Annotated in this window: 25 protein-coding genes; 17 read left to right on the top strand and 8 right to left on the bottom strand. The window is 66.7% G+C overall.

The window, feature by feature from the left end; genetic code table 11:
• Window positions 1–9: 9 nt before the first annotated feature.
• The 6 genes from AC5Y30_RS01605 to AC5Y30_RS01580 all read left to right on the top strand — a co-directional run bounded on the left by AC5Y30_RS01605 (window position 10) and on the right by AC5Y30_RS01580 (window position 7,282).
• Complete coding sequence (locus AC5Y30_RS01605; RefSeq protein ID WP_499915705.1) at window positions 10–1,617, top strand: Na+/H+ antiporter; 1,608 nt, start codon at window positions 10–12, stop codon at window positions 1,615–1,617.
• 33 nt (window positions 1,618–1,650) lie between these two features.
• Entirely contained in the window at window positions 1,651–2,832 is a 1,182-nt protein-coding gene (locus tag AC5Y30_RS01600; protein ID WP_499915704.1) for an AAA family ATPase, read from the top strand.
• Window positions 2,833–3,005: 173 nt separating this feature from the next.
• Window positions 3,006–3,638 carry a TetR/AcrR family transcriptional regulator gene (locus tag AC5Y30_RS01595; protein ID WP_499915702.1) on the top strand — a complete coding sequence of 211 codons (633 nt, stop codon included), beginning with the start codon at window positions 3,006–3,008 and terminating at the stop codon, window positions 3,636–3,638.
• On the top strand, window positions 3,631–5,154 hold the full coding sequence (locus AC5Y30_RS01590) for an FAD-dependent monooxygenase (protein ID WP_499915700.1): 1,524 nt from the start codon (window positions 3,631–3,633) through the stop codon (window positions 5,152–5,154). Before AC5Y30_RS01595 ends, AC5Y30_RS01590 begins: the two co-directional genes overlap by 8 nt.
• Window positions 5,155–5,243: 89 nt before the next feature.
• On the top strand, window positions 5,244–6,389 hold the full coding sequence (locus AC5Y30_RS01585) for a glycosyltransferase (RefSeq protein ID WP_499915698.1): 1,146 nt from the start codon (window positions 5,244–5,246) through the stop codon (window positions 6,387–6,389).
• Between the two features lie 38 nt (window positions 6,390–6,427).
• Window positions 6,428–7,282 carry a sulfurtransferase gene (locus tag AC5Y30_RS01580; RefSeq protein WP_499915696.1) on the top strand — a complete coding sequence of 285 codons (855 nt, stop codon included), beginning with the start codon at window positions 6,428–6,430 and terminating at the stop codon, window positions 7,280–7,282.
• Between the two features lie 3 nt (window positions 7,283–7,285).
• Here the strand turns inward: AC5Y30_RS01580 and AC5Y30_RS01575 are convergent, their stop codons facing one another.
• Window positions 7,286–8,170 carry a 5'-methylthioadenosine/S-adenosylhomocysteine nucleosidase family protein gene (locus AC5Y30_RS01575; RefSeq protein ID WP_499915694.1) on the bottom strand — a complete coding sequence of 295 codons (885 nt, stop codon included), beginning with the start codon at window positions 8,168–8,170 and terminating at the stop codon, window positions 7,286–7,288.
• A gap of 173 nt (window positions 8,171–8,343) precedes the next feature.
• Here AC5Y30_RS01575 and AC5Y30_RS01570 point away from each other — a divergent pair, with 173 nt between their 5' ends.
• From AC5Y30_RS01570 to AC5Y30_RS01555, 4 genes are read left to right on the top strand one after another with little or no spacing between them, the layout of a single operon-like run.
• Window positions 8,344–9,126, top strand: a complete 783-nt coding sequence (locus AC5Y30_RS01570) for an SDR family NAD(P)-dependent oxidoreductase (protein ID WP_499915692.1) — start codon at window positions 8,344–8,346, stop codon at window positions 9,124–9,126.
• 34 nt (window positions 9,127–9,160) lie between these two features.
• Window positions 9,161–9,889, top strand: coding sequence for a hypothetical protein (locus tag AC5Y30_RS01565; RefSeq protein WP_499916719.1), 729 nt, complete (start codon window positions 9,161–9,163; stop codon window positions 9,887–9,889).
• 45 nt (window positions 9,890–9,934) lie between these two features.
• Window positions 9,935–10,453, top strand: coding sequence for a lipoprotein LpqH (locus tag AC5Y30_RS01560; RefSeq protein ID WP_499915690.1), 519 nt, complete (start codon window positions 9,935–9,937; stop codon window positions 10,451–10,453).
• Window positions 10,454–10,495: 42 nt separating this feature from the next.
• Window positions 10,496–11,485, top strand: coding sequence for an alpha/beta fold hydrolase (locus AC5Y30_RS01555; protein WP_499915688.1), 990 nt, complete (start codon window positions 10,496–10,498; stop codon window positions 11,483–11,485).
• Between the two features lie 81 nt (window positions 11,486–11,566).
• Here AC5Y30_RS01555 and AC5Y30_RS01550 read toward each other — a convergent pair whose 3' ends face one another.
• Both AC5Y30_RS01550 and AC5Y30_RS01545 read right to left on the bottom strand, forming a co-directional pair.
• On the bottom strand, window positions 11,567–12,769 hold the full coding sequence (locus tag AC5Y30_RS01550) for a cytochrome P450 (protein ID WP_499915686.1): 1,203 nt from the start codon (window positions 12,767–12,769) through the stop codon (window positions 11,567–11,569).
• A 15-nt stretch (window positions 12,770–12,784) separates the two neighbouring features.
• Window positions 12,785–13,432: a TetR/AcrR family transcriptional regulator gene (locus AC5Y30_RS01545; protein ID WP_499915684.1), complete on the bottom strand. Its 648-nt coding sequence runs from the start codon at window positions 13,430–13,432 to the stop codon at window positions 12,785–12,787.
• Between the two features lie 212 nt (window positions 13,433–13,644).
• Between AC5Y30_RS01545 and AC5Y30_RS01540 the strand changes: the two genes are divergently transcribed.
• Window positions 13,645–14,430: a spirocyclase AveC family protein gene (locus tag AC5Y30_RS01540; RefSeq protein ID WP_499915682.1), complete on the top strand. Its 786-nt coding sequence runs from the start codon at window positions 13,645–13,647 to the stop codon at window positions 14,428–14,430.
• Window positions 14,431–14,437: 7 nt separating this feature from the next.
• Here AC5Y30_RS01540 and AC5Y30_RS01535 read toward each other — a convergent pair whose 3' ends face one another.
• Window positions 14,438–15,412 carry an LLM class flavin-dependent oxidoreductase gene (locus AC5Y30_RS01535; RefSeq protein WP_499915680.1) on the bottom strand — a complete coding sequence of 325 codons (975 nt, stop codon included), beginning with the start codon at window positions 15,410–15,412 and terminating at the stop codon, window positions 14,438–14,440.
• A 377-nt stretch (window positions 15,413–15,789) separates the two neighbouring features.
• Between AC5Y30_RS01535 and AC5Y30_RS01530 the strand changes: the two genes are divergently transcribed.
• Window positions 15,790–16,887, top strand: coding sequence for an NAD(P)H-dependent amine dehydrogenase family protein (locus AC5Y30_RS01530; protein WP_499915678.1), 1,098 nt, complete (start codon window positions 15,790–15,792; stop codon window positions 16,885–16,887).
• 23 nt (window positions 16,888–16,910) lie between these two features.
• Window positions 16,911–18,116 (top strand): MalY/PatB family protein, encoded by a 1,206-nt coding sequence (locus AC5Y30_RS01525; protein ID WP_499915676.1) that lies wholly within the window; start codon window positions 16,911–16,913, stop codon window positions 18,114–18,116.
• Window positions 18,117–18,128: 12 nt separating this feature from the next.
• Here the strand turns inward: AC5Y30_RS01525 and AC5Y30_RS01520 are convergent, their stop codons facing one another.
• Window positions 18,129–18,857: a DUF2652 domain-containing protein gene (locus AC5Y30_RS01520; protein ID WP_499915674.1), complete on the bottom strand. Its 729-nt coding sequence runs from the start codon at window positions 18,855–18,857 to the stop codon at window positions 18,129–18,131.
• A 111-nt stretch (window positions 18,858–18,968) separates the two neighbouring features.
• Here AC5Y30_RS01520 and AC5Y30_RS01515 point away from each other — a divergent pair, with 111 nt between their 5' ends.
• Window positions 18,969–19,874, top strand: coding sequence for a haloalkane dehalogenase (locus AC5Y30_RS01515; protein ID WP_499915672.1), 906 nt, complete (start codon window positions 18,969–18,971; stop codon window positions 19,872–19,874).
• 23 nt (window positions 19,875–19,897) lie between these two features.
• Here the strand turns inward: AC5Y30_RS01515 and AC5Y30_RS01510 are convergent, their stop codons facing one another.
• Entirely contained in the window at window positions 19,898–20,626 is a 729-nt protein-coding gene (locus AC5Y30_RS01510; protein WP_499915670.1) for a 3'(2'),5'-bisphosphate nucleotidase CysQ, read from the bottom strand.
• Between the two features lie 138 nt (window positions 20,627–20,764).
• Between AC5Y30_RS01510 and AC5Y30_RS01505 the strand changes: the two genes are divergently transcribed.
• Window positions 20,765–21,364, top strand: a complete 600-nt coding sequence (locus AC5Y30_RS01505; RefSeq protein WP_499916717.1) for a hypothetical protein — start codon at window positions 20,765–20,767, stop codon at window positions 21,362–21,364.
• Window positions 21,365–21,371: 7 nt separating this feature from the next.
• Here the strand turns inward: AC5Y30_RS01505 and AC5Y30_RS01500 are convergent, their stop codons facing one another.
• The gene (locus AC5Y30_RS01500) at window positions 21,372–22,547 is read right to left on the bottom strand and encodes a thiolase family protein (RefSeq protein ID WP_499915668.1); all 1,176 of its coding nucleotides are present in this window, start codon (window positions 22,545–22,547) and stop codon (window positions 21,372–21,374) included.
• A 177-nt stretch (window positions 22,548–22,724) separates the two neighbouring features.
• Between AC5Y30_RS01500 and AC5Y30_RS01495 the strand changes: the two genes are divergently transcribed.
• The gene (locus AC5Y30_RS01495; RefSeq protein WP_499916799.1) at window positions 22,725–22,859 is read left to right on the top strand and encodes a hypothetical protein; all 135 of its coding nucleotides are present in this window, start codon (window positions 22,725–22,727) and stop codon (window positions 22,857–22,859) included.
• A gap of 28 nt (window positions 22,860–22,887) precedes the next feature.
• Window positions 22,888–23,280 (top strand): DoxX family protein, encoded by a 393-nt coding sequence (locus AC5Y30_RS01490; protein WP_499915667.1) that lies wholly within the window; start codon window positions 22,888–22,890, stop codon window positions 23,278–23,280.
• Between the two features lie 267 nt (window positions 23,281–23,547).
• On the opposite strand, the gene AC5Y30_RS01485 is transcribed toward AC5Y30_RS01490, so the two are convergent.
• On the bottom strand, window positions 23,548–24,132 hold the full coding sequence (locus tag AC5Y30_RS01485; RefSeq protein ID WP_499915665.1) for a TIGR03086 family metal-binding protein: 585 nt from the start codon (window positions 24,130–24,132) through the stop codon (window positions 23,548–23,550).
• Window positions 24,133–24,161 lie beyond the last annotated feature (29 nt).

Raw genomic sequence — 24,161 nt, 5'->3', positions numbered from 1 at the left:
GATGGGCTGGTGTTTGGCCTCGAACTGATCGTCGCCCTGGTGTCCACCGTCATCGTCGGGACGGTCATCGGCCGGCGCTATCGAGTAGGTCCCCCGGTGTTGCTCATCTTCCTGGGCGTCCTGCTGGGGCTCATCCCCCATTTCGCGCACATCAAGGTCAACGGCGAGATCGTGCTGCTGCTGTTCCTTCCCGCGATCCTCTACTGGGAGGGCCTCAACACGAGCTTCCGCGAGATCCGGGCCAACGCACGCATCATCGTGTTCCTCAGCGTCGTCCTGGTGATCGCCACCGCGGTGGCGGTGTCGTGGACGGCGCGAGCGCTGGGCATGAATCCGCACGCCGCCGGCGTCCTGGGCGCGGTCCTGTCGCCCACTGACGCGGCCGCGGTGGCCGGTCTTGCGAAGAAGCTGCCGCGCCGATCGCTGACCGTGCTGAAGGCCGAGAGTCTCATCAACGACGGCACCGCCCTGGTGCTGTTCGCCGTCAGCGTCAACGTCGCGATCGGTGGGTCAGCGATCACCCCGCCTGAGGTGACCGTGCGGTTCATCGTTTCCTACCTCGGCGGAATCGCCGCCGGTCTGCTCGTCGGTGGCGCGGTGACCATGCTGCGCAAGCGAATCGACGCCCCCCAGGAGGAAGGGGCGTTGAGCCTGGTGACGCCGTTCGCGGCCTTCCTGCTGGCTCAGTCGATGGAATGCAGCGGCGTGGTCGCGGTGATGGTGTCGGCCCTGGTCCTCGCATACGCCAGCCCATTGGTGATCCGGGCCCGTTCGCGGCTGCAGTCCTTTGCCTTTTGGGACATCGCGACCTTCCTGCTCAACGGCTCGCTGTGGGTGTTCGTCGGTGTTCAGATCCCGGGAGCGCTGCGCGGCATCGTCGGCGTCGACGGCGGGGTTCGGCACGCCCTGTTCGTGGCGCTGGTGATCACCGGCGTGGTCATCGTGTCGCGCATCTTCTGGGGCGAAATCACCACGCTGCTAATCCGGCTCATCGACCGCCGCCAGGTGCAACGCGAACGCCGGGTCAACTGGCGCCAGCGCTTCGTCACCGTCTGGGCCGGATTTCGCGGGGCCGTGTCGCTGGCGGCGGCGGTTGCCGTGCCGATGACAACGCTAAGCGGTGCGCCCTTCCCCGACCGCAGCCTGCTGATCTTCATCGTGACCGTCGTCATCCTGGTGACCGTCCTGGTCCAGGGCAGCACGCTGCCCGCCGTGGTGCGGTGGGCGAACATGCCCGAAGACGCGACCCACGCCGAGGAACTGAATCTGGCTCGATGTCGGGGATCGCAAGCCGCCCTCGCCGCGCTGCCCACGGTCGCCGACGAAGTCGGCATCGGCGACGACCTGAGGCGGCGGCTGCAAAAGGAGTATGAGGAGAAGGCGGCGCTGGTGCTGGCCACCGAGAACGGTGAACCAAACTCCCGCATACTCAAGGGCCGGGAAAAGGTCCGGCGCGTGCGGCTTGGCGTGCTCGAACACAAGCGCCGGGAAATCACCTCGCTGCGCAACCAGAACCTCATCGACGACATCGTGCTGCGCGAATTGCAGAACGAGATGGACCTCGAGGAAGTGCAGCTGCTCGCCGCCGCTGCCGACGACGACGAAGAGGACGAATAGAGCCCGTCGGTGGCCGACCGTACAGTCGGCCCCATGCTGCACACCGTCGCGATCCGTGGCTATCGCTCGCTGCGCGAGGTGATCCTGCCACTGGGCCGGCTATCGGTGATCACCGGCGCCAACGGCGCCGGCAAATCCTCGCTGTATCGCGCCTTGCGCCTGCTGGCCGACTGCGGCCGCGGCGAGGTCATCGGGTCACTGGCGCGCGAGGGTGGGCTGAAATCGGTGCTGTGGGCCGGTCCCGAGCAGCTGGCCGGCGCCCGACGCTCCGGGAAGGCCGAGGGCACCGTCCGCACCCGGCCCGTATCACTCGAATTGGGCTTCGCCGCAGACGATTTCGGCTACCTCGTGGATCTGGGCATCCCGCAGTCGGCCGGGAAGTCGGTGTTCGCCCGCGATCCGGAGATCAAGCGGGAAGTGTTGTTCGCCGGGCCGGTGCTGCGGCCCAGTACGACGCTGGTGCGCCGGTCGCGAGTCTTCGCCGAGGCCAGCGCGGATTCCGGCAGCGGGTTCGACGAGTTGTCCCGATCGCTGCCGTCGTACCACAGCGTGCTCGCCGAATACGCCCACCCGCATGCGCTTCCCGAGCTCGCGGCCGTGCGAGAACGGTTGCGCGGCTGGCGGTTCTACGACGGCTTCCGGGTCGACGCGGGTGCGCCCGCCCGGCACCCGCAGGTGGGCACCCGCACCCCGGTGCTCTCCGACGACGGCAGCGACCTGGCGGCCGCAGTCCAGACGATCCTCGAGTCGGGGTTCGACGACCTCAACCGCGCCGTCGCCGAAGCATTCGACGGCGCCACCGTCTCGGTCGCCATCCACGACGGGTTGTTCGACCTCCAGCTGCGACAGCGCGGCATGCTGCGCGCGTTGCGTTCGGCCGAATTGTCCGACGGCACATTGCGTTTCCTGCTCTGGGCCGCCGCTCTGCTGAGCCCGCAACCGCCCTCGCTGATGGTGCTCAACGAACCGGAGACCTCGCTGCACCCCGACCTGGTGGCGCCGCTGGCGTCGCTGATCCGCACCACCGCCGCCACGACGCAAGTCGTTGTGGTCACGCATTCTCGGTCGCTGCTCGACTTTTTGGATACGGTTCCGCTGAGCGAGCGCTCCGACGGCGAGGCCATCGAGATCGAGCTGTACAAGGACTGGGGCGAAACACTGATCAGCGGCCAGACCTTGTTGACGACGCCCCGCTGGGACTGGGGCACGCGCTAGTCACGCCGGGGTCGTGTCGTCTCCGCTGCCGCGTCGATTGTGCATCCTGGGCGGGCCCGCACCGGCGTGTCGCCGCCGTAGCTGCACGCTCAACGCCCTGAACGCACACTCAACAAAGAATTGCCCGCCAGGCAATCTTGCCCACCAGGCAACTTTGGCGTACGTTGGTCGCCATGACCGGGCTCCGTGAGCGCAAGAAGGCCGACACCCGGCGCGCGCTCAGCGATGCCGCACTGCGGCTGGCATTCGAACGCGGCCTGGAAAACGTGACGCGCGAAGACGTCGCGAACATGGCCGGCGTCTCACTGCGCACGTTCAACAACTACTTCAGCGGCAAGTACGAAGCGCTCGCCTACCGGCAAGCCGAGCGTGTGCGGCGCAGCATCGCCGTGCTGCGACAGCGCCCCGCCGACGAACCGTTGTGGACGGCACTCACCCACGCAGTGCTGGAACCCTTGGAAGCGGACTTCGGCGACGTGTATGGAGACGAGAACCGCGCGCCCAGCCGCCAAGAGCTTGTCGAGGTCCGAAAGCTGGTCATGCACCCGCAAGTACGGAACTCGCTGCCACACAACCTGTTCGACGAGTTACTTCACGTGATCGCCGAACGCACCGGGACCGACCCCGACCGCGACCTGTACCCACGATTGGTGATGTCCGTCGTACGCGCCGTCGGCGATGCCGCCGCCGACGCATATGTGCGGGCCGATCCGCCGGTGGCCATCACCGCGTTGATCCGCGAGGGGTTCGCGACCGTCAGCGCTGGGCTACCCGAACCCCCCAGAAAGAAGGCACGCCATGGCTGACGAACACGTCGACGTGGTCATCGCCGGCGCCGGGCCCAACGGGCTGCTGCTGGCGTGCGAGCTGGCGCTGGCCGGAATCAGGCCGGTCGTACTGGACGTCCTGCCCGGGCCCAGCTCCGAGCCGAAAGCCAACGGCCTTGTGGGACAGGTCATCCGACAGCTCGACATGCGTGGGCTATATCAAACCTTCACCGGTGACGAGGCGCCTCCACACCCAAACCCTGGCTGGATTTTCGCGGCCATGGGGCTGGACTTCTCGGAGGTGACCGACAACCCGATGTACGTGCTGGCCATGCAGCAGCCCCGGCTGGTGCGGCTGCTGGAAAAGCGGGCCCGCGACCTCGGGGTTGATCTGCGCTGGGGCCATGGACTCGTCGACATCGAACAGAACCCGGAATCGGTTGCGCTGACGGTCTCGTCGTCCGAGCGCGAGTACACCATTGCCGCCGGCTATGCCGTCGGCGCCGACGGCGGCCGCAGCCTGGTCCGCAAGAGGCTCGGCATCGACTTTCCCGGCTTCACATCGCCGATGGTCGCCCGACTGGCTCACGTGCACATCCCCGACGAGCTCCACCGACCCTACAGCCGCATCGAGATTCCGGGATTCGGACTGCTTCCCTTCGGCCACAGCCGCTTTGACCGCGGCGGGATCATCTACGCCGAATTCGAGCCGGGCCGGTCGCTGCTCGGGACCCTCGAGTTCGGGCCTCCGGTCCCCGACGTTCCGATGAGTCTGACCGAACTCCGCGACAGCGCGCGGCGCATCCTCGGCGTCGATATCCCGTTCGAGGAGCCGAAAGGCACTGGGCCGCATGCCCTTCGCCGCATCAACGGGCAGAACACCCGACACGCCGAGCGCTACCGCGATGGCCGGGTCCTGCTGCTCGGTGACGCCGCGCACGTGCACAGCCCCCTGGGCGGCCCGGGCTTGAATCTGGGGATGCAAGACACCATGAACCTGGGCTGGAAGCTGGCGGCCGAGGTCAATGGCGCGGCCCCGCCCGGATTGCTCGACACCTACCAGTCCGAGCGTTACCCGGCGGGCCGGCGGGTCATGATGCACTCGTTGGCACAGATCGCCCTCATGGCGCCGGGCCCCGAGGTCGCCGCATTGCGAACGCTGCTGGGCGAACTCCTCACGTCCGTCGACGCACAAACGCACATGGCGGCGCTGTTGGCGGGTGGCGACGTGCGCTATGACGTGGGCGACGACCACCCGCTGTCGGGCTGGCTCGTGCCCGACCTGACGCTCGATGACGGTCGACGGGTCGCCGAGCTGCTCCACGATGGCCGCGCGGTTCTGCTCGACCTGGGCGGCAGCTGCGCGGACTCCGCGCGTGGCTGGGCCGATCGGGTCGACGCCGTCAGCGCGAGCATCGCTGACGGGCCCGCCGCGGCGCTGCTAATCCGCCCCGACGGCTACGTCGCCTGGGCAGCCGACGAATTCGGCCCGACCCAGGAAACGCGCCTGCGCGCGGCCCTACAGCGCTGGTTCGGGCCGCAGACGGACGGATAACGGCGCACCGAAGCGAAGTTCACACAGAGTTCAGGCCCGCGTCGGTTCGGCATTGGTGAGCGCACACGCGCACCGCGTGTCCTCACGTTATGCGCGTTGTACAGGTCGCCAACTTCTATGGCCCTCGCTCCGGCGGCCTCCGCACCGCGATCGACCGGCTGGGTGCGGAATACTGCGCCGCCGGGCACGAAGTCTTCTTGATCGTTCCCGGCCAGCGCGCTGAGCGCGCCCAGCTGTACACCGGCGTCGTGCGAATCACCCTGCCGGCCCGCCTGATTCCCGTGACCGGCGGCTACCGTGCGGTGCTGCCGGGCCCGGTCAAGGTGCTGCTGGCCGCGCTGCGACCCGACGCGTTGGAGGTTTCGGATCGCCTCACCCTGCGATCGCTGGGGCGGTGGGGCCGCGACTTCGGCGCCACGACGGTGATGATCTCCCATGAACGCTTGGATCGCCTTGTCGGCCAAGTCCTTCCGCGCAGAGCCGCGCGGAAGTTCGCCGACGTCGCCAATGCGCGCACCGCCGCGAACTACGACACCGTCGTGTGCACCACGGCTTTCGCCCGCGAGGAATTCGACCGGATCGGTGCCGACAACACCGTCACGGTTCCCCTTGGCGTGGACCTGCAGACGTTTCATCCGCGCCACCACTCGTATCTGGTGCGCGAGCGGTGGGCCGCGCCGACGCAGCTGCTGTTGGCCCATTGCGGGCGGCTGTCGGTGGAAAAGCGTGTCGATCGCAGCATCGACGCACTGGGCAAGCTTTTGCACGCCGGTATCGACGCGCGACTGGTGGTCGTCGGCGAGGGTCCATTGCGGTCCCGCCTGGAGCGACAGGCCGCGCGACTACCGATCGACTTCACCGGCTTCGTCTCCGACCGCAACACGGTCGCGCAGCTGCTGGCGACGGCCGATGTGACCCTGGCGCCGGGGCCGCACGAGACTTTTGGGCTGGCGGCGCTGGAATCGCTGGCATGCGGAACCCCAACCGTGGTCTCACGCACGTCGGCGCTCCACGAGATCATCACCCCGGACAGCGGCGCGTCGGCCGACAACGACCCGGCCGCCATCGCAAAAGCGGTCAGCGCCATCGTCAATCGGCCGGAGCGACAGCGTCGCATTGCGGCGCGACGCCGCGCCGAGGACTTCACCTGGGACCGGGCCGCGACCGGCATGCTGGCGTCGTTGGGCGCACCGGCCTTCAACGATCCGCCCGGCACTTCCGAGCAGACGGCATAACGGTCACTAGGCTCGCAGCAGACCGCAAGGAGGATCCGGTGCGAGCACGCGATCAGGTGTTGATCACCGCCGCCGAGTTGGCGGACGTCATTCAGGCCGGTGACCCGGTGTCCGTCCTGGACGTGCGATGGAGGATCGATGCTCCCGACGGGCGGCCGGCCTACCTGGAAGCACACATTCCCGGCGCCGTGTACGTCTCACTCGACGATGACCTCAGCGACCATGCGATCTCCGGCAGGGGCCGTCATCCGCTGCCGTCGGGACGCGACGTGCAGACCGCCGCGCGGCGCTGGGGAATCCGGCAGGACGCATTGGTCGTGGCGTACGACGACTGGAATCGCGCCGGTTCAGCACGAGCGTGGTGGGTGCTGACCGCGGCCGGGCTGGACAACGTGCGCATTCTGGACGGCGGCTTGGCCGCGTGGCGATCGGCCGGACTACATCTCGAGACCGGACCGGTCGATCCGCCGCCCGGGAATGTGACTGTGCCGCACCACGATCTGTATGCGGGGAGCCGGCGCACGCTGACGGCCGAGCGCATCGGCGAAGACACTGTGACGCTGCTCGATGCGCGCGCACCGGAACGCTACCGCGGCGACGTCGAGCCTCTCGATCCCGTCGCCGGCCATATTCCCGGCGCGAAGAATCTACCCAGCGGCTCGGTGCTGGCGGCCGACGGCACCTTCCTCGACGACGACTCGCTGGCACAACTGTTGTCCGATCGCGCGATCGAGCGTCACGATGCGGTGGCGGCCTACTGCGGCTCGGGCGTCACCGCCACGGTCGCGATCGCCGCACTCGCCGCGATGGGACGCGAGGCCGCGTTGTATCCGGGATCGTGGTCGGAATGGAGCTCGGATCCCGCCCATCCGGTGCAACGCGGTGCCGAGTAGCGGTCAGCGGCCGGTCCAATTCTGCAGGAAAGTCGCGGTTACCCGGGCGGCGTTCGCCGCCGCAATCCGCTTGTAGCAGAAGAACTGGAACGGAAAGCCGGGCAGGTGAAGCGGATCGCCGGGTCCGTCCGTGATGCCCCGGATGCCGACGAACGGGACACCATGCGTGTCGACGACGGCCTGCGCGGCCGCGGTCTCCATATCCGTCGCGTCGAAGGCCGGATCTGCCGTCGACACGATATTGAGGTTGCTGACCAGGCCGCTTCTCAGCCAGGGGCCCGCCGCCCGGAAGAAGTTGCCGGAATATAGAAAGGAACGGCCGGGTGCACTGCGGGGCTGGCAGCCAAAAACGCTGCCGCCGTGCGGGATGCACGGGAATGCCACGCCGTTGTTGTTGTCATAGCTGCATCCGTCGCCGCCGGCGAACACTCGCGGCCGGTGCCGCAGTTTGATGCGCCCGGCGACGCTGTCCAATGCGACGGAAAGCTTCTCGGCCGTGGCGAGCATCCCGGGATCGGCCGAACGAAATGTCTTGCCGCCGTCCAATGTCCACCGCGCCGGTACCGCCACATCCGCGATCCTGGTGCGGCCGCCCCCGCCGGCGACGCCCGAAAAGACCGCTGCGCCAATCGTCATGGCGGACCCAGTGGAGAAGCGGCCGAATGCGGCCTCGGTGGTGTCGGTGGCGTTTCTCAGACCGATGCCGGTCATCGCCACGATCACCTTCGTGCCGGCTATCGAGCCAAGGTAAAAGCGCCGACGGTCAGCGACGACCACCGGATCGGGATCGAGCGTAGTGTGTGACAGCACCGCGTCGGCTTCGGCCGGAAAGGCGGACAAGACCAGCGTGCGCCGTTCGCCGCGATTCGTTCCGCCACCCACCGACACAGTAAACGCCACGACCAGGATGACCCGGAAGGGCTTACGCGAATGAGACCGCCTATGGCACCGCGACAGAGATGTTCCCTAAGATGACATGATGCTCGACCCTGGACGGCCGGCCGTCGCCGAACGGATCCACGCGTGGCTCGAAACATGCCCGCCGGCAAGGTGACTGCTTCATGACCGGACGCCTCGACGGCAAGGTCGCGATCATCACCGGCGCCAGCACCGGCCTGGGACCGGTACTGGGCTCGGTGTTCGTCCGGGAAGGCGCCAAGGTGTTGCTGGCCGCACGGCGCGCGGAGCTGGTCCAGGCCGCCGCGCGCGCGGCCGGCCCCGGCGCCATCGCGATGCGCGCCGACGTGACCGATGAGGACGACGTCGCGGCCATGGTGGCGCGGGCGGTCGACGAGTTCGGTCACGTCGACATCTTGTGCAACAACGCCGCCGCCCCCGGTCAGGACCGCTGGGTCTGGGAACAGACGCTGGACAACTGGAACGCCACCATAGCCATCGACGTCACCGCCGCGATGCTGTGCACCCGCGAGGTTCTCAACCAGTCGATGCTGCAGCGCCGCCGCGGCGTCATCCTGAATTTCTCCTCCACGGTCAGCTATGCCGGCATGGTCCGCAAAACGCACTACGTCACCGCCAAGGCAGCGCTGCGGGCGTTCACCAAGGCCGTCGCCCTCGAGGTCGGCCCGCACGGCATCCGGTGCAATTGCATTGTGCCCGGTGCCATCGACACCGACCTGTGGCGCAACTGGGTGCAACGCACCGCGAACGAGCAAGGCGTCGACGCCGAAACCGTCCGCGCCAGGCAACTCAAGGGCGTTGCACTGCAAGATATTTCCTCGCCCGAGGACATCGCCAACCTGGCGCTGTTCCTCGCCAGCGACGAAAGCCGCACCATCACAGGCCAATCGATCCCCGTCGATGCCGGGGGGTACATGCAGGGATGAGCGGATACCGTTCCCTCGCCGGCGGTGGCACGTGATCCGCGTCAGGGCAGGCATATTCAGCCTCACGGGCACGCCGCCCGATGACGACGACGGCAGTTACCTACGCTGGCACCTGCTGGATCACCTGCCCGAGCAATACCAGCTGCCGGGCATCGTGCATGGGTTGCGCTGGATCGCCGACGGCGACTATCCAGACCACCGCCTGGCGTCCAATGGATCGCTAGGCGACATCGGCAACGCGGTGCACTACCTGGTCGGCGATCCCGTCGAGCAGACCTTCGACGACTTCGTCACCCTCGGGCGCACACTGCGCGACAACGGTCGCTTCCCAACTGTGCGACCGTCGCTGCAAGTGGCCGGCCTGCGCCTGCTGCAGTGGCAATCCTCGCCACACGCCTTGGTGTCGCCCGAAGTGGTGCCGTTTCGGCCGCACCGCGGCATCGTGCTGATCGTCGAAGAGCCCACGGACGGCCGGCCGGACGACTGGCTGCAGTGGTTGCACGGCGAGCACTACCCTGCCCTGCTTGCGACACCCGGCACGGCCGGCGCGTGGACCTTCGGCTCCAGCGCCGGATGGAGCCACCTCCCCCGGGGCTGGCGCACCGATCACCAGTACATCACCGTCGTCTACCTCGACGAGGATCCGCTGACCACCATCGGTGCGCTGGCCCCCCTCATCGAAGAGCGTTGGCGTTCAACGGCGGTGCGCCCTGTATTCGCCGGCCCGCTGCGCAGCATGATCAGTTGGGAAGCCTGGCCGTAACAGACAGGCTTTATAGTCCTCATGACCGTCTAGCGGAGGACAGGTATGGCGCATCTGAACAAACAGCGATGGGTCGCTCGCTCGGCGGCCACACTCGGCCTGGTGGCGGTTGGGGCGGGCCTGCTGGCCTGTTCCAGCAAGGGTGATCACCCGGCCGCCGCCCCGAGCTCAGGACCGCCGTTGGCAAGCACAACCGTCATGATCGATGGAAACAGGCACACGATCATCGCCGCGGTGGACTGCAGCCGCTCTGCGGCACAACCGAGCGCGTCGCCGCCCGAATCCGGCGACCTCACCACCCGAATCAGCGTGCACGACGATAACGCCTCGGTTTCGCTGGCCATCTCCGACGAGCAGCCGCCCAGCGTCGACGCGTTCGGTATTTCGCTCAAGCTGGACAACGGCCAATACCAATTGCCTTACCAGGGAACCAAATCGCCCACTCAGGTCCAAGCCACCAAGGTCGGCAAGGGCTACACGGTGACCGGGACTGGTCAGGCGACCACGCCCGGCCAAAGTGGTTTGCGAGAAGTCACTTTTGGGATTCACGTGGCGTGCCCATAGGCACGTGTTGTCTGTCGCGACCCCCTCTGCGATGCTGGCAGCTTGGACATCTTCGCGCAGTGGCAAGACGGCGGCAGCGAGCTTCGTTGGCGCTCGACAACCGCGGCCAACGGCGGCCAGGAGGTCACGGTGTTCAGTCGCCGGTGCGGCACCCCCGGGGCGCCCGCATTGGTCTTGGTGCACGGCTTTCCCACCAGCAGCATCGACTACTTCGCGCTGGCCGGTGAACTGAGCGCCGACTTCGACATCTACCTGCTGGACTTCCCCGGCTACGGACTCTCCGACAAACCACCCGAGCCCTATGTGTACTCGCTCTACGACGACGCGCGCCTGCTGATCTATGCGATCACCCAGGTGTGGGGGCTCACCGAATACCGCATGCTCACCCACGACCGCGGCAGCAGCGTCGGCATGATCGCGGCGGGCATGCTGGCCGCACCGGATTCACTGTCGGCGCCCGTCGATTTGATCTTGACTAATGCCAACATCTACCTCCCGCTGTCCAACCTCACCGCGTTCCAGACCGCGCTGCTTGACCCCGCGACCGCGCGGGCCACCGCGGCGGCCACGACGCCCGAGATGCTCGCAGCGGGCATGGGTGCAAGCACGTTCATGCCGCGGCGCACGCTGGAAGACCCGGAGATCGCCGCGTTGGCCAAGTGCTTCGCCCACAACGACGGAATCCGCGTGCTGCCCGACACCATTCAATATCTGCACGAGCGCGCCGCCGACGAAACCGGTTGGCTGGAAGCGCTTTCCACGAGTGAAGTCAACACTACGGTGGTGTGGGGCGTGCACGACAACGTTTCACCGTTGCGGGTCCCCAACCACGTCTGGCAGACGTATCTGAAGAACAAGCCGGGCCGCAACCGCTACTGGGTGCTGCCCGGCGCCGACCACTACCTGCAGTGTGACGCCCCCGAACAACTAGCCCAGATCGTGCGCCTCACCGCCCAGGGTGGGGATATTCCGTTGCAGACCTTGGGAAATCGGCCCGACGGCGCGGTATTGGTGGACCACAGCGCGCATTAGCTTCGCCGAGTGTGAAGTTAGCTTCACGTTCGGCGTCGAGCGTGAAACTAACTTCACGCTCGACGCAAAACGAGCAGCCCGCTACCCCACGACGACGGGCAAACGTGCCCACCCACGCACGCTCGCGGTATGCGCCCGTTGGGCGTTCGCATAGTCGACTTCCCAGTCGGGCCAACGCTTCAACACCTCTTCGAAGGCCACCCGCGCCTCCAACCTGGCCAGCGCCGAGCCCAGGCAGAAGTGCAGGCCCTGCCCGAAGCTGAGATGGCCTCCGCGACGGTGGATGTCATAGCGATCCGCGTCGGGGAAGTGGCTCTCGTCGCGGTTGGCCGAGGCGTTCAGCAATAGCATGAACGATCCTTCGGGCACCTTGCGGCCGTAGTGCTCGGCATCGCGCGCGACGTAGCGGGCCTGTACCGGTGACGGCGGCTCGTACCGCAGCGTCTCCTCGATCGCGCCGGGGATCAGCGACTGGTCGGCGACGAGTTCGCGGCGTTGATCCGGATGATCGGAGAGCAGTTGGCCCATGAAACCGATGAGGCGAGCGGTGGTTTCGTTGCCTGCGCCGGCGATCATCGCGGTGTAAGCCAGCACCTCGGTCCGCGACAGGGGTCGCCGCGTGCCGTCCGGCTCGTCGATCTCGGCCCGCAACAGCTCGGTCATGAGGTCGTCGGAAGGATGATTGGCCCGCCATTCGATGTACTCGGCAAACAGGGCAATGGAATTCGCGAACACGTTCGCGTCGACCGCGGCGGGGTCGCTGTCCCTGGACAACTCGATGTTCGCGACGCTGCGGTCGCGGATCTTCTCTTGGTCGGCCTCGGGAATGCCGAGGAGGTATCCGATGGTCCGCATCGGCATCATCGCGCCCAGGTCCGCGATGAAATCGAAGCCGCTCCCGCCGACCAGCGGGTCGAGCTCGCGGATGCAGAAGCCGCGCACCAAGTCCTCCACGGCGAGCATGCGCCGGGGCGTGAAGACCCGGGACAGCAGTTTGCGGTGCAGGTCGTGCAGCGGTGGATCCTCGAACAGCAGAATGCCCGGGGGCACTTCGATATTCGCGAACAAGATGTCGGCGGTGGTGCCCCGGCCGGAGCGGTAGGTCTCCCAGTTCGGCAGTTCGCGCACGACGTCGTCGTATCGACTCAGCGCGTAGAAGTTGTACTTCTCGTTGTAGTACAGCGGGGCTTCTTCGCGCATCCGCTTCCACACCGGATACGGATCCGAGTCGATCTCGACGTCGAACGGGTCGTAGTACAACTCGGTGGCGCTGGGGCTCGTCATGATCGGATCCCTAACTCAGTCGTTGCGGTGTAAGAAGCCGTGCAAGAGCGCTTGAACGAGTTCCTCAACGATCACCTCCCGGGGCGGTGGTTGGTTGCCGAAGTAGGTCGAACGCAGCGCTGCCATACCCGCGATCATCGAGACCGTCGAGTGGGCCGGCAGGTCGGGGTGGTCGGAACGCAGCCCCCGCAATTGCATGCCCTCGACGCTGATTTGGCCCAATACCGTGACCGCCCTGCGGATCTCGGCGATGCCGGCGTCCACCTTTTCCTCATCGCTCAGATTTTCGGCCGCCATCAAGGTCAACAGCAGACCCTGATGTTCGACGAACACGTCGTACAGTTGTGACACGAAAAGCCGGGTCAGCTCCTCTTCGTCGGTCTCCTCGGGGACGACGGACTGCCAGGTTGCCCCGAATTCGTCGACGAAGCTCACGAACGGCACGACGAGCGCCTCACGAAACAGCGCCGCCTTCGACCCGAAATTGCGGAACAGCAGGTGTTCGGTGACGCCGGCGGCCTGCGCGATCTCACGCGTCGTGGTGCTGCGGTAGTCCTGGCCGGCGAACAGCGCCCGGGCCGCGTCGAGCAGCAGCCGGCGTGGCTCCCCGCGGGGACGGCGCGCCACCGTAGGTTGCGGCCGCCTAGTTGCTCGCTGAGCCACCGATGTCCACTCCCGTCGAATCCGCCTTGAGGATAGTAACGGCTATCCACATAGGATAGTATCCACTACCTTAGGCGAAATCATCGAAAGGGCGACACGATGGGCGCTGTCATCATGCTCGGCACGCTGTTCGGCCTGATCGCTTTGATCTTCGGGTTGGTACTGCGCTTCGATCCCGAGGCGCGGCGCACGCCGAGCGACGACGGCCGCCGGTGAGCGCCCAGATGACGCCGGTGATGGCCGGGGCTCAGTACTTTTCGTACGCCGCGAGCATCGCGTTCCTGACCATCGGGATCTACCTGAGCTACCGTCGGCGCCGCATCCATCCGCTGTTGCTTCTTGGCATCTCGGCGATCTCGTTCTCCTGGATCGAGTCACCCTACGACTGGGCGATGTACGCGCAGTTTCCGCCCGGGCTGCCCCGCATGCCGTCCTGGTGGCCATTGAACGTGACGTGGGGAGGCTTGCCGTTGGCGGTGCCGATCGGCTACGTCTCCTACTTCATCATCCCGGCGGTGACCGGGGCCGCCCTCGGACGGTGGCTGAGCGCAAAGTTCAACTGGCGCAGGCCGATTACCCTGCTCGTGGTCGGCCTGGTCGTGGGCTTCTGCTGGGCATTGTTTTTCAACGCCTACACCGGGGCCCAGTTGGGCAACTTCTATTACGGCTACGTGATTCCCGGGCTCGCGATCTTCGAGGGCACCAAGCACCAGTACCCGCTCTACGACTCGCTGGCCATGGGCATCCAGATGATGCTTTTCACCTATCTACTGGGCCGCACCGACGCCGAAGGACGCAACGTCATCGACATGTGGGCCGACAAGCGATCAAAGAGCCGGGGCCAGTCCGCGGCGCTGTCGATCGCGGCCGTCGTCGTCGTCGGGCACCTGGTATATGGCGCGGTCTTTGCGCCCCATCTCATCACGAAGCTGGCCGGCTATGTGACCGCGGGCCCGACCGAACAGCTCTATCCAGGCGTACCGAACCAACCCAAATAACGGGCCGTCAGCCGAGCGCCTCGGGCAGCACGACCTCGCCCACGCGCTTCAGATACGGCCACGCGATGTCGGGTGGCAACCCGCCGCACAGCGGCGACAGGTTGAGCACCTGGCCGGCTTTGACGCGCGAAATCGCTTCGGGCACAGAAATAATCACGTGCGACGTCCCCGTCTCACGCAGCTCTTCGATGCTGTTCACGTGGCTGAAGCCCGCCGTCGTCTCGTCGCCGGGGTTCCACGCCGCGTAGCTGCGCACGTCGTGCAGCAGGTGCTCGCCGATCTCCTTCCACGCCTGATCCACATCGTCGGCGACGAACACGACGGAAGGGGTGTTGCGGTCGGGAAACATCGTCGGGCCGGGCGTGTGGCCGTGCTCGCGGCACGCCTCTTCGTAGGCCTCCTGCATGCCGGGCGCGTTGGCGTTTCCCAGCATGCCCAGGCCGTACCTGCCGGCCCGACGGGCCGCAGCGAGTGTTCCCCCGCCCCACATCAGTCCGGGGCCGCCGGGAGTCAGCGGGCGGGGTGTAACGGTGATCCGCCGACCGTCTTCGACGACGGTTTCACCGGCGAGCAGGCGCCGGAGCAGCGCGAGCTTCTCGTCGCAGACCCGGCCGCGCTTCTTGATCGGCACGCCGAAGTGCTCGAACTCCTCGGGCCGGTAGCCCAGCGCCAGAATGTAGGAGGCGCGCCCGTTGCTGATGATGTCGAGCACCGCCATGTCCTCGGCGAGCCGCACCGCTTCGTAGAACGGCAGGATCAGGATCAGGCTCAGCGCCAGCCGCTGCGTTCGCGCGGCCACCGCCGAGGCCAGCAGGAACGGTGAGGGCAGGTAGCCGTCCTCGGACGCATGGTGCTCACAGAGGATTGCGGCCAGGCCGCCGTGTTCTTCAGCCCAGGCCGACATTTCGGGTGCGGCGGCGTACAGATCGGCTGGGGGCGCCGCCCATTCGGGGTCGCGCATGTCGAAGCGCAGTGTGTACACGGCTGACTCCTAGCTGGCCTAATCGTTGTGCTGCACGTTACACGTTCAGTCGGAGGCGTAAAGCGGAAGAGTCGTCCGGAGGTCGCCCCCAGCGGACCCGGCCGCGACGGCGCGGCGGTGCCCGACTACGTGCGCCTGAGCCCCCCATGCGGGGCGGGCATGTCGAACCTGAGCGTGAACATCAGCGGCCGCCGGGATTGGGCGTTACCGCCGCAGGTTAACCTAAGATTTGTTCATTAGGATAGTACTTACTCTCTTAAGCCCTTGACCGTGCGGCATAGCGGCTGTTAGCTTCCGAGACGAACGTGGGGCCACTGCTGCCGTAAAGGCAACGGACGCCTCAGCTTTCGCCGCGCACACACCCGAGGAGGAACAAGATGACGGCTCATCGCGTGGTGGTGTGGGCGACAGGTGGCATCGGCTCGATCGCCATCCGCGCGATCCAGCGGCGCCCCAATCTCGATCTGGTCGGCGTGTGGGTGCATTCGGAAGAGAAGGTCGGCAAGGACGCGGGCGAACTGGCCGGCGGTGAGCCGATCGGCCTCAAAGCCACCAACGACGCCGACGCGCTGATCGCGCTCAGGCCCGACTGCATCGTCTATGCCGCCAGCGGTCCGGAGCGCGACGCGCTGGCCATCCCGGATTACGTCAAGCTGCTCGAAGCCGGCATCAACGTCGTGACCACCAGCACCACGCGATTGGTCAATCCACACGCTTACGAGCCCGCGGAGTGGCGCGACCAGCTGGTCGCCGCGGCCAAGCAGGGCCAGGCGTCGCTGTACGCCTCGGGGATCGAGCCGGGCTTCGCTGCCGACTACCTGCCGCTGGTGCTGTCCACCCAGTCGTCGTCGATCGACAAGATCCACTCGTTCGAGATCGGGCTGTATGACGACTACGGCGTTCCCGACATCATGAGCGACGCGCTGGGCTTCGGCCGTCCGCTCGACTACCAGCCGTGGATCAGCTTCCCCGGTGCCATCGCCGGCGAATGGCAGGGGCAGATCCGGTTGATCGCCGACGCGTTGGGGGTCGAAGTCCAGGAAGTCCGCGAGGGTTTCGACCGCGCCGTCACCAACCGGACGCTGGAGGTTGCCATGGGCACCGTCGAGGCCGGAACGTGCGGCGCGCTGCGGATGCAGGCGATCGGCGTCGTCGACGGCCGGGAAGCCATCGTCATCGAGCATGTCACCCGGCTCGCGCATGACGTCGCCCCCGAGTGGCCCACCGGGATCGGCGATCTGTCCTACCGCGTCATGATTTCCGGCGATCCAGATATCGACTGCACCCTGGCGGCGACGCTGAAGGATCCCGCCAAGGCCGGCATCGGCGGAATGACCTCCGGGGCCGGCGCCATGGTCGCCACGGCGATGCGCGTCGTCAACGCCGTGCCGTATGTAGTTGCGGCCCAACCGGGATTGCTGAGTTCGGTGGATCTACCGCTGACGATTCCACAAAAGGCGTTTGTCGGGGGCTAGGTCGCGGCGGTTAGTCTGCGGGCGTGACGGTTAATCCGCTCGAGGAACTGACGCTGCAGCAACTCCGGCGTCGCACCAGCATGAAATGGGGCGCGCACCCCGCCGACGTCCTGCCGCTGTGGGTCGCAGAGATGGACGTGACCCTGGCACCGACGGTGGCCGAAGCGCTGCGGAAGGCCATCGACGACGGCGACACCGGATATCCCTGCGGGCACGCGCTGGCGGAAGCCGTCAGCCACTTCGCCGCGCGGCATTGGCAGTGGCATGACCTCGAAGTGAGCCGCACCGCGCTGGTTCCCGACGTGATGCTCGGCGTGGTCGAGGTGTTGCGCCTGCTCACCGATCGCGGTGACGCGGTCATCGTCAACCCGCCGGTGTATGCGCCGTTCTACGCGTTCGTGTCGCACGACGGCCGTCGCGTCATCGAGGCACCGCTGGTCGAGGGGCGAATTGACTTGAACGCCTTGGAGAATGCCTTCGTTCGGGCTCGCGCGGAAGCGGCAAAGGACACCAAGGTCGCCTATCTGTTGTGCAATCCGCACAACCCGACCGGATCGGTCCACACCGCCGACGAACTCCGTGCGGTCGCCGAGCTCGCGCGGCGATTCGGGGTGCGGGTGGTGTCCGACGAGATTCACGCCCCCGTCATCCTGCCGGGATCGCGATTCACCCCGTTCCTCACGGTGCCGGGGGCCGAGAACGCCTTCGCGTTGACCTCGGCGTCGAAGGCTTGGAATCTGTCCGGCCTCAAAGCGGCGCTGGCCATCGCCGGACCGGAGGCCGCCGCCGACCTGAACCGGATGCCGGAGGAGGTAGGTCACGGACCCAGCCACCTCGGCGTCATCGCCCACGCCGAGGCATTCCGGAGCGGCGACGACTGGCTCGGCGCGACCCTGCGGGGCCTGGACGCGAACCGAACCCTGCTGGGCGAGTTGGTCGCCGAGCATCTTCCCGGCGTGAAATACCAATGGCCGCAAGGGACTTACCTGGCCTGGCTCGACTGCCGAGAGCTCGGTTTCGACGAGGAAGTCACCGATGGCCTTGCGGTGGTTGCCGACCTGTCGGGCCCGGCGCGCTGGTTTCTCGATCACGCGCGGGTGGCGCTCAGTTCCGGCCATGTGTTCGGAACCGGCGGAACCGGACACGTGCGGTTGAACTTCGCCACCTCGCGAGCGATCCTCACCAAGGCGGTATCGCGAATGGGCCGAGCCCTGGCCGATGCCCGATAGTGGAGTGTTCCGCTACGCGGAGACCTCCTCGGCGCCCCGGCCCAAGTTGCGGAACCCTTGTGCGGGCTCCTTCATGCCCAGCGTGAAGGGCAGGGCGTCGAGTTCGAACCTCGTCGTCGCGCCGAACCGGCGCAAAAAGCTGCGCCGCGGCGGCGCGACGTAAACCGGTAACGCCGCAAGGTCGATGTAGTGCGTCGAGGTTTCTCCGATTCCGTCGAAGACGTGCGTCAGCGGCATGCACAGTTCGCGCATCGGCTCGTCGAGGCATGCCGCGACGGGATCGGTCATCAGTACGTATTCGGCTACCGGCACCATGTTTTTCAGCATGCGGTGCACCAGAATGACGTCGAAGCCGGCCAGCTCGACGTGGCGCTTCACCTTCTGATCCGCCACCTCGCCCACGTGCACGACGAACTTCAGTGACAGCTTGTCCAGTTGTGCGCAACTCGCACACTCGCAGGCGATGTCGTTTTTCAGTTGCTCACGCCGCTCCAGAAACGAGGCGCGCATCCGTGACAAGCGCTCGCACACCACCGCTTTGGCGTGGCTGTCCGGACCACAGAAGAACGCGGCGTCACCCTCGAGTTTGGCCAGCTTCAAACCCTTGCCCGCATTGATCACCGACTCCAACAGGGCGGCAACCGTCAGCTGCGCATGGGCAAGGTGCGTCCGGTTCCACTGCATGTAATGCGTGTACCCGCCGATGTCGGCGATGAGCAGAACCACGCGCCGAATCGCCATGAACACGTCAGTTTAGTTGGCCGAGGTGCGTTGCTCAATGAATCTGCTACTAGACGAACTCGCGTCGGCGCGAGAGGCTTACAGAGGTGCCGGTTCACCGGAGGAGCTGATATGCATGTGCTGCGAACCCCGGACTCCCGATTCGAAAACCTGGAGGACTATCCGTTCGTTGGGCACTACCTTGACGTAACCGCAAGCGACACCCGGCCGCTTCGCATGCACTACCTCGACGAGGGCACTGTCGAAGGGCCACCGATCGTCCTGCTGCACGGCGAGCCCACGTGGAGTTACCTCTACCGGACGATGATCCCGCCTTTGACCGACGCCGGGAACCGCGTGCTCGCGCCCGATCTGATCGGCTTCGGCCGTTCGGACAAGCCCAGCCGGATCGAGGATTACACCTACCAGCGCCACGTGGAGTGGGTGATCTCGTGGTTCGAGCATCTCAACCTCAGGGACGTCACGTTGTTCGTGCAGGACTGGGGATCGCTGATCGGGCTGCGTATCGCCGCCGAGCAGTCCGACCGGGTCGGGCGGCTGGTGGTGGCCAACGGTTTCCTGCCCACGGCGCAACGGCGCACCCCGCCCGCCTTCTACGCCTGGCGCGCCTTCGCGCGCTACTCCCCCGTCCTGCCCGCCGGCCGAATCGTCGGCGTCGGGACCGTTCGCCGAGTGCCGTCGAAAGTGCGGGCCGGCTACGACGCGCCTTTTCCCGACAAGACGTATCAAGCCGGGGCCCGAGCGTTCCCCCAGTTGGTGCCCACCTCGCCCGACGACCCGGCGATTCCGGCCAACCGGAAAGCATGGGATGCGCTCGGCCGCTGGGAAAAGCCGTTCCTCGCCATTTTCGGAGCCCGTGACCCCATCCTCGGAAAGGCGGACACGGCCCTGATCAAACACATTCCCGGCGCCGCGGGCCAGCCCCACGCCCGCATCAACGCCAGCCATTTCATCCAAGAGGACCGCGGCCCCGAACTGGCCGAGCGCATCCAGTCTTGGCAGCAGGCCTGGCTCTGAGCGAAGGTCAGCGGGCGTAAACGTCAGCGGGTAACCGCGAGTACGGCTTCCGCCAATTCGGGCCGGCAGACCACCAGATCCGGCAACTTCGGGTCGGGCTGGTTGTACGCCAGTGCGGACCCGTCGATGCGAGAGGTGTGCAACCCAGCGGCCCGGGCCACCGCCACCGGCGCGGCGGAATCCCACTCGAACTGGCCGCCGGCGTGCACGTACACATCGGACAACCCTTGGACGATCGAGGCGACCTTGGCTCCGGCAGAACCCATTTCGACCAGGACTCCGTCCAGCGCATCCCGCACGTCCAAGGCGATGGCGGGTGGACGGGTACGCGACACCACGATGCGCGGCTTGCCCGGCACGGCTGGGGGCGACGCTATCTCCGGAGTCGCCAGCGTGATGCCTTGGGCGGGCAGCGCCACCGCGCCCGCGACCAGCTCGCCGGACTGCCAGAGTGCGACGTGCACCGCCCAGTCGTCGCGTCCAAGCTCGGAAAATTCCCGCGTGCCGTCCAGCGGATCGACGATCCAGACGCGGTCCGAGCGCAATCGAACCGGGTCATCGGCGCCCTCTTCGGACAGCACCGCATCACCGGGTCGCTCCGCGGCAAGGGCCTCCATCAGAAAATCGTGAGATCGCTTGTCCCCCGCGGCTTTCCGGTCGGCCGGTGCCGCGTCGGAGAACTCTTCCCGAACCCCGAGCAGTAACCGACCTGCCTCGGTGGCCAGCCGTGCGGCCAGATCATGGTCATTCATTCGGCAACTCCGGGAATGTTCAAAATGTTGGTAGCGATGACCAACTTTACCCTGTGATGCCGTTTCGCGGTCACCAACCCGACGGCCGGTTTCACCCGTAATCTGGTGACCGTGAGCGGCAACGCCAACGTTTCTTTGATGAGGCGGTTGCGGCACACCTCGCGGGGGCGGGTGATCGGGGTCGGCATTGTGGTGGCCGTAGTGCTGGTCGGGGTCCTCATCGTGGTGGGCGTGCAGCTGACCCAGCGCCGGCCAGGCGCGACGGCGCCCAGCACGTCGCCGTCGTCGGCGGCCCCGGAGAGCTTCGCCATCCCGGGTTGCTACAACCCGTCCGTTCCCCCCGTCGCGCGCCCCAAGCGGCTCAACGTATTGGGTTGCGCCAGTGTGGCCGTCGCGCTGCAGGACATATCGTGGAGTTCGTGGGGGCCGCAGGGCGCCGACGGGACCGGCACGGCATTGTTCAAGCTCTGTGATCCGAACTGTGCGACGGGATCTCAATTGACCGAGCCGGTGGTCGTGCACGCGTGGAATCCGCAGCCGCCGCGACGCGAGGCGATCTGCCAGGTGGGCTTGCAGATTTTCGCCGACATGATCCTGGCCTTCCCCAAAGGCGTTCCACCACCGAACGTGCAGAAGATGAACACCCAGTACAACGGGAATCCGGCCGTGCACTTCGCGAACTACTCGAGCGGCGACACGCGCGGCACCCAGTTCATCGGCTACACATTCTGCAACTAATCGGTCGTCAGACCTCGATGACGACAGCGCCACCCTGGCCGCCGCCGGCGCACATCGCCGCGACGCCGATGCCGCCGCCGCGGCGGCCGAGCTCGTAGGCCAGCGTGGTCACCATGCGCGCACCTGAGGCCGCGATCGGGTGGCCCAGGCTGCAGCCGCTGCCGGAGAAGTTCACCTTCTCCTCGTCGAGGCCGTATTCGCGGCACGCCGCGATGGGCACGGAAGCGAACGCCTCGTTGATCTCCCACAGCGCGACGTCGCCGGGCGCCAGACCGGCCCTCTGCAACACCTTCCCGATGACCTTGACCGCGCCGAGACCGCAGTCGCGGGCCGGCACGCCCGCGGCGGCCCAGGCCCTGACCGTGCCCATCACGTTGAGCTTCTCGGCCTGGGCGTAGTCGCTGTCGACGAGCGCGACGGCGGCCGCGGCGTCGTTGGTGCCACTGCTGTTGCCCGCGGTAATCGAGAAACCCTCGATCTCGGGGTGTAGGACCTTCAAGCCGGCCAGTTTCTCGACGGTGGTGTCGCGACGCGGATGCTCGTCCACGGCGAACTCGGTGACCGAGCCGTCGAACTGGGTGATCTTCAGCGGCAGGATCTCATCGGCGAACTTGCCGGCGTCCTGGGCCGCGACGGCGCGCTGATGCGAGCGAGCCGCCCAGGCGTCCATCTCCTCGCGCGTGATGCCGACCGCCTGCGCGGTATTCCAGCCCACGGTGATGGACATGTCCTTGGCCGGCGCGTCCGGCGTCTCCACGTGCGTCGGCGGCATCCAGCGCTCCTCGAACTTCAGCTCGGGGCCGGGGATTCGCCAGTTGGTCAGCGGCGTCATCGACAGCGACTGCACGCCGCCCGCGATGAGGACGCGCTCCATGCCGGAACCGATCTGCGCCGCGGCGTTGCCGATGGCCGTGAGGCTGCCCGCGCAGTGGCGGTTGACCGACTGCCCCGGAACGTGCTCCAGGCCCGTCGCGGTCGCCGCATAGCGGGCCAAATCGCCACCGCCGTAATGTGATTCGGCGAAGATGATGTCGTCGATGTGTGCGGGGTCGACGCCCGACCGGCGGACCACCTCGGGAAGCACGGCGGTGATCAAGGTCTCGGGCGGCGTGTTGACCAGCGTCCCCTTGAACGAGCGGCCTATCGCGGTCCGGACGGCTCCGACAATGACGGGTGTTCCCATGTTCTCGACCTCGTTGTTGTGGGCGGTCAGACGCCGCGAATCGTATCAAATACTGTATAGACAATAGTAATGGTCTAGATTCCGGTTGCCGGCCCCTGTGACGGCGCTAACAATTAAGCGGTTCGGCTAACTACGGGAGGCCACCCCTTGGCGAGCCCCGCCAGGGCGAGGTGACGGTTGCGCTGGAGACCGCCGGGTTATGCCACTCCGACCACCATCACCCTCGAACAGATCAACGACGGGTATCGCGACATGCTCGAGGGCGGCAACGTGCGCGGCATCATCCGCTATAGGGACGCCGACCGCGGGTAATCGGCGGCTGCATTGGCACAATGACCTGATGACAACCAGATCGCTCGCCGCCCCGGCCGCCACCCAACAGCTCGCCTACCGTGTCGCGGCGATGCTGCTCGGCATTGGCACCCTGCACTTCGTTGCGCCCAAGCCCTTCGACTCCATCATTCCGGTCGAGTTGCCGGGCAGCCCAAGGCTCTACACCTACGCATCGGGCGTGGCCGAGCTGACGATCGGGGCACTGCTGGTGCCGCAGCGAACCAGGCGGTCCGCCGCGCTGGCCGCCGTTGCGCTGTTCATCGGCGTCTTCCCGGGCAACGTCAACATGGTCCGGTTGTGGTGGGGCAAGCCGTGGCCCATGCGCATCGTCGCTTTGGCCCGCCTGCCGCTGCAGATCCCGATGATCACCACCGCGCTCAAGATCCGGCGCAACAGCTGACGCGTTGCGTAGTTGTCACCCGCGCCGCAGCCATCCCCGCCGGTTTTTCACTTGCGCCACTGCCGTCCCTGCCGGCGGGCACATACGAGTTGCCTGCCTCACAGCGACAACGAGCGCGCTGGGCGGCCGGCACCGCGCTTCCTCGGCCGGGTTGTCGCTCAGAGGCGGGCAACTCCTGCATAGCCCGCTGGGGGAACTGGTGTTACAACTGTGACCGACTTCATGACGAAATCAGCTGCGGGACAAGCGAATCCCACAGAGCTGATCTTATCCCGCATCGACGGAGCGGCCGAGATAAGCCATGAGCCGGGCGGTCGGCGTCGCATCCGGCGGCGCGGTTTGCGCCGGACCGAACCCGCCCGGTCGCCGCAACATCCCCTCCGGCACCGACCCCACCAGCTCGCGGCACATCGCCAGCAGGTCGGCGGGCAGTTCGATCAGTCGCCCCTGTGAGCGATGAACGTCCCAGGCGTGCATTGCCAGGTCCGAGACCGGATACGTCAGCGCCCGACGCAGAGGGACCTCACCTTCCGGCGAGGTCCGCATCCCATCCATGTCGGCGTTGGGCAGGGCGTCCGCCAAGCGCGTCGCCAGCTCGCGAAGCCGCGCCGCCGGATCCTCGCATACCCAGTCCGAGGGTTGCGAAGGCCGGTCCCAGATCTCGCCGTTCTCCACGAGGGTCGCGATTTTCGCCGCGCTACCGGTGACATGGCCAACCAGATCGCGCACACTCCAGCCCTCTAAATTAGACGGCTGCGACCAGCTGTCCGGCGCTATCCGGTCGACGGCGTCGATGAGTAGATCGAGCGCCTCGGTGGCCATCACGCCGATCCTGGAAGTCGTTTCGTCCATGGCGTGTATCTCCTTGCGAATAAGCGGCT

The sequence above is a fragment of the Mycobacterium sp. NGS27 genome (assembly GCF_059813005.1).
The sequence above is the reverse complement of the archived record's forward strand: the minus strand, read 5'-3'. Positions and strand labels throughout refer to the sequence as shown.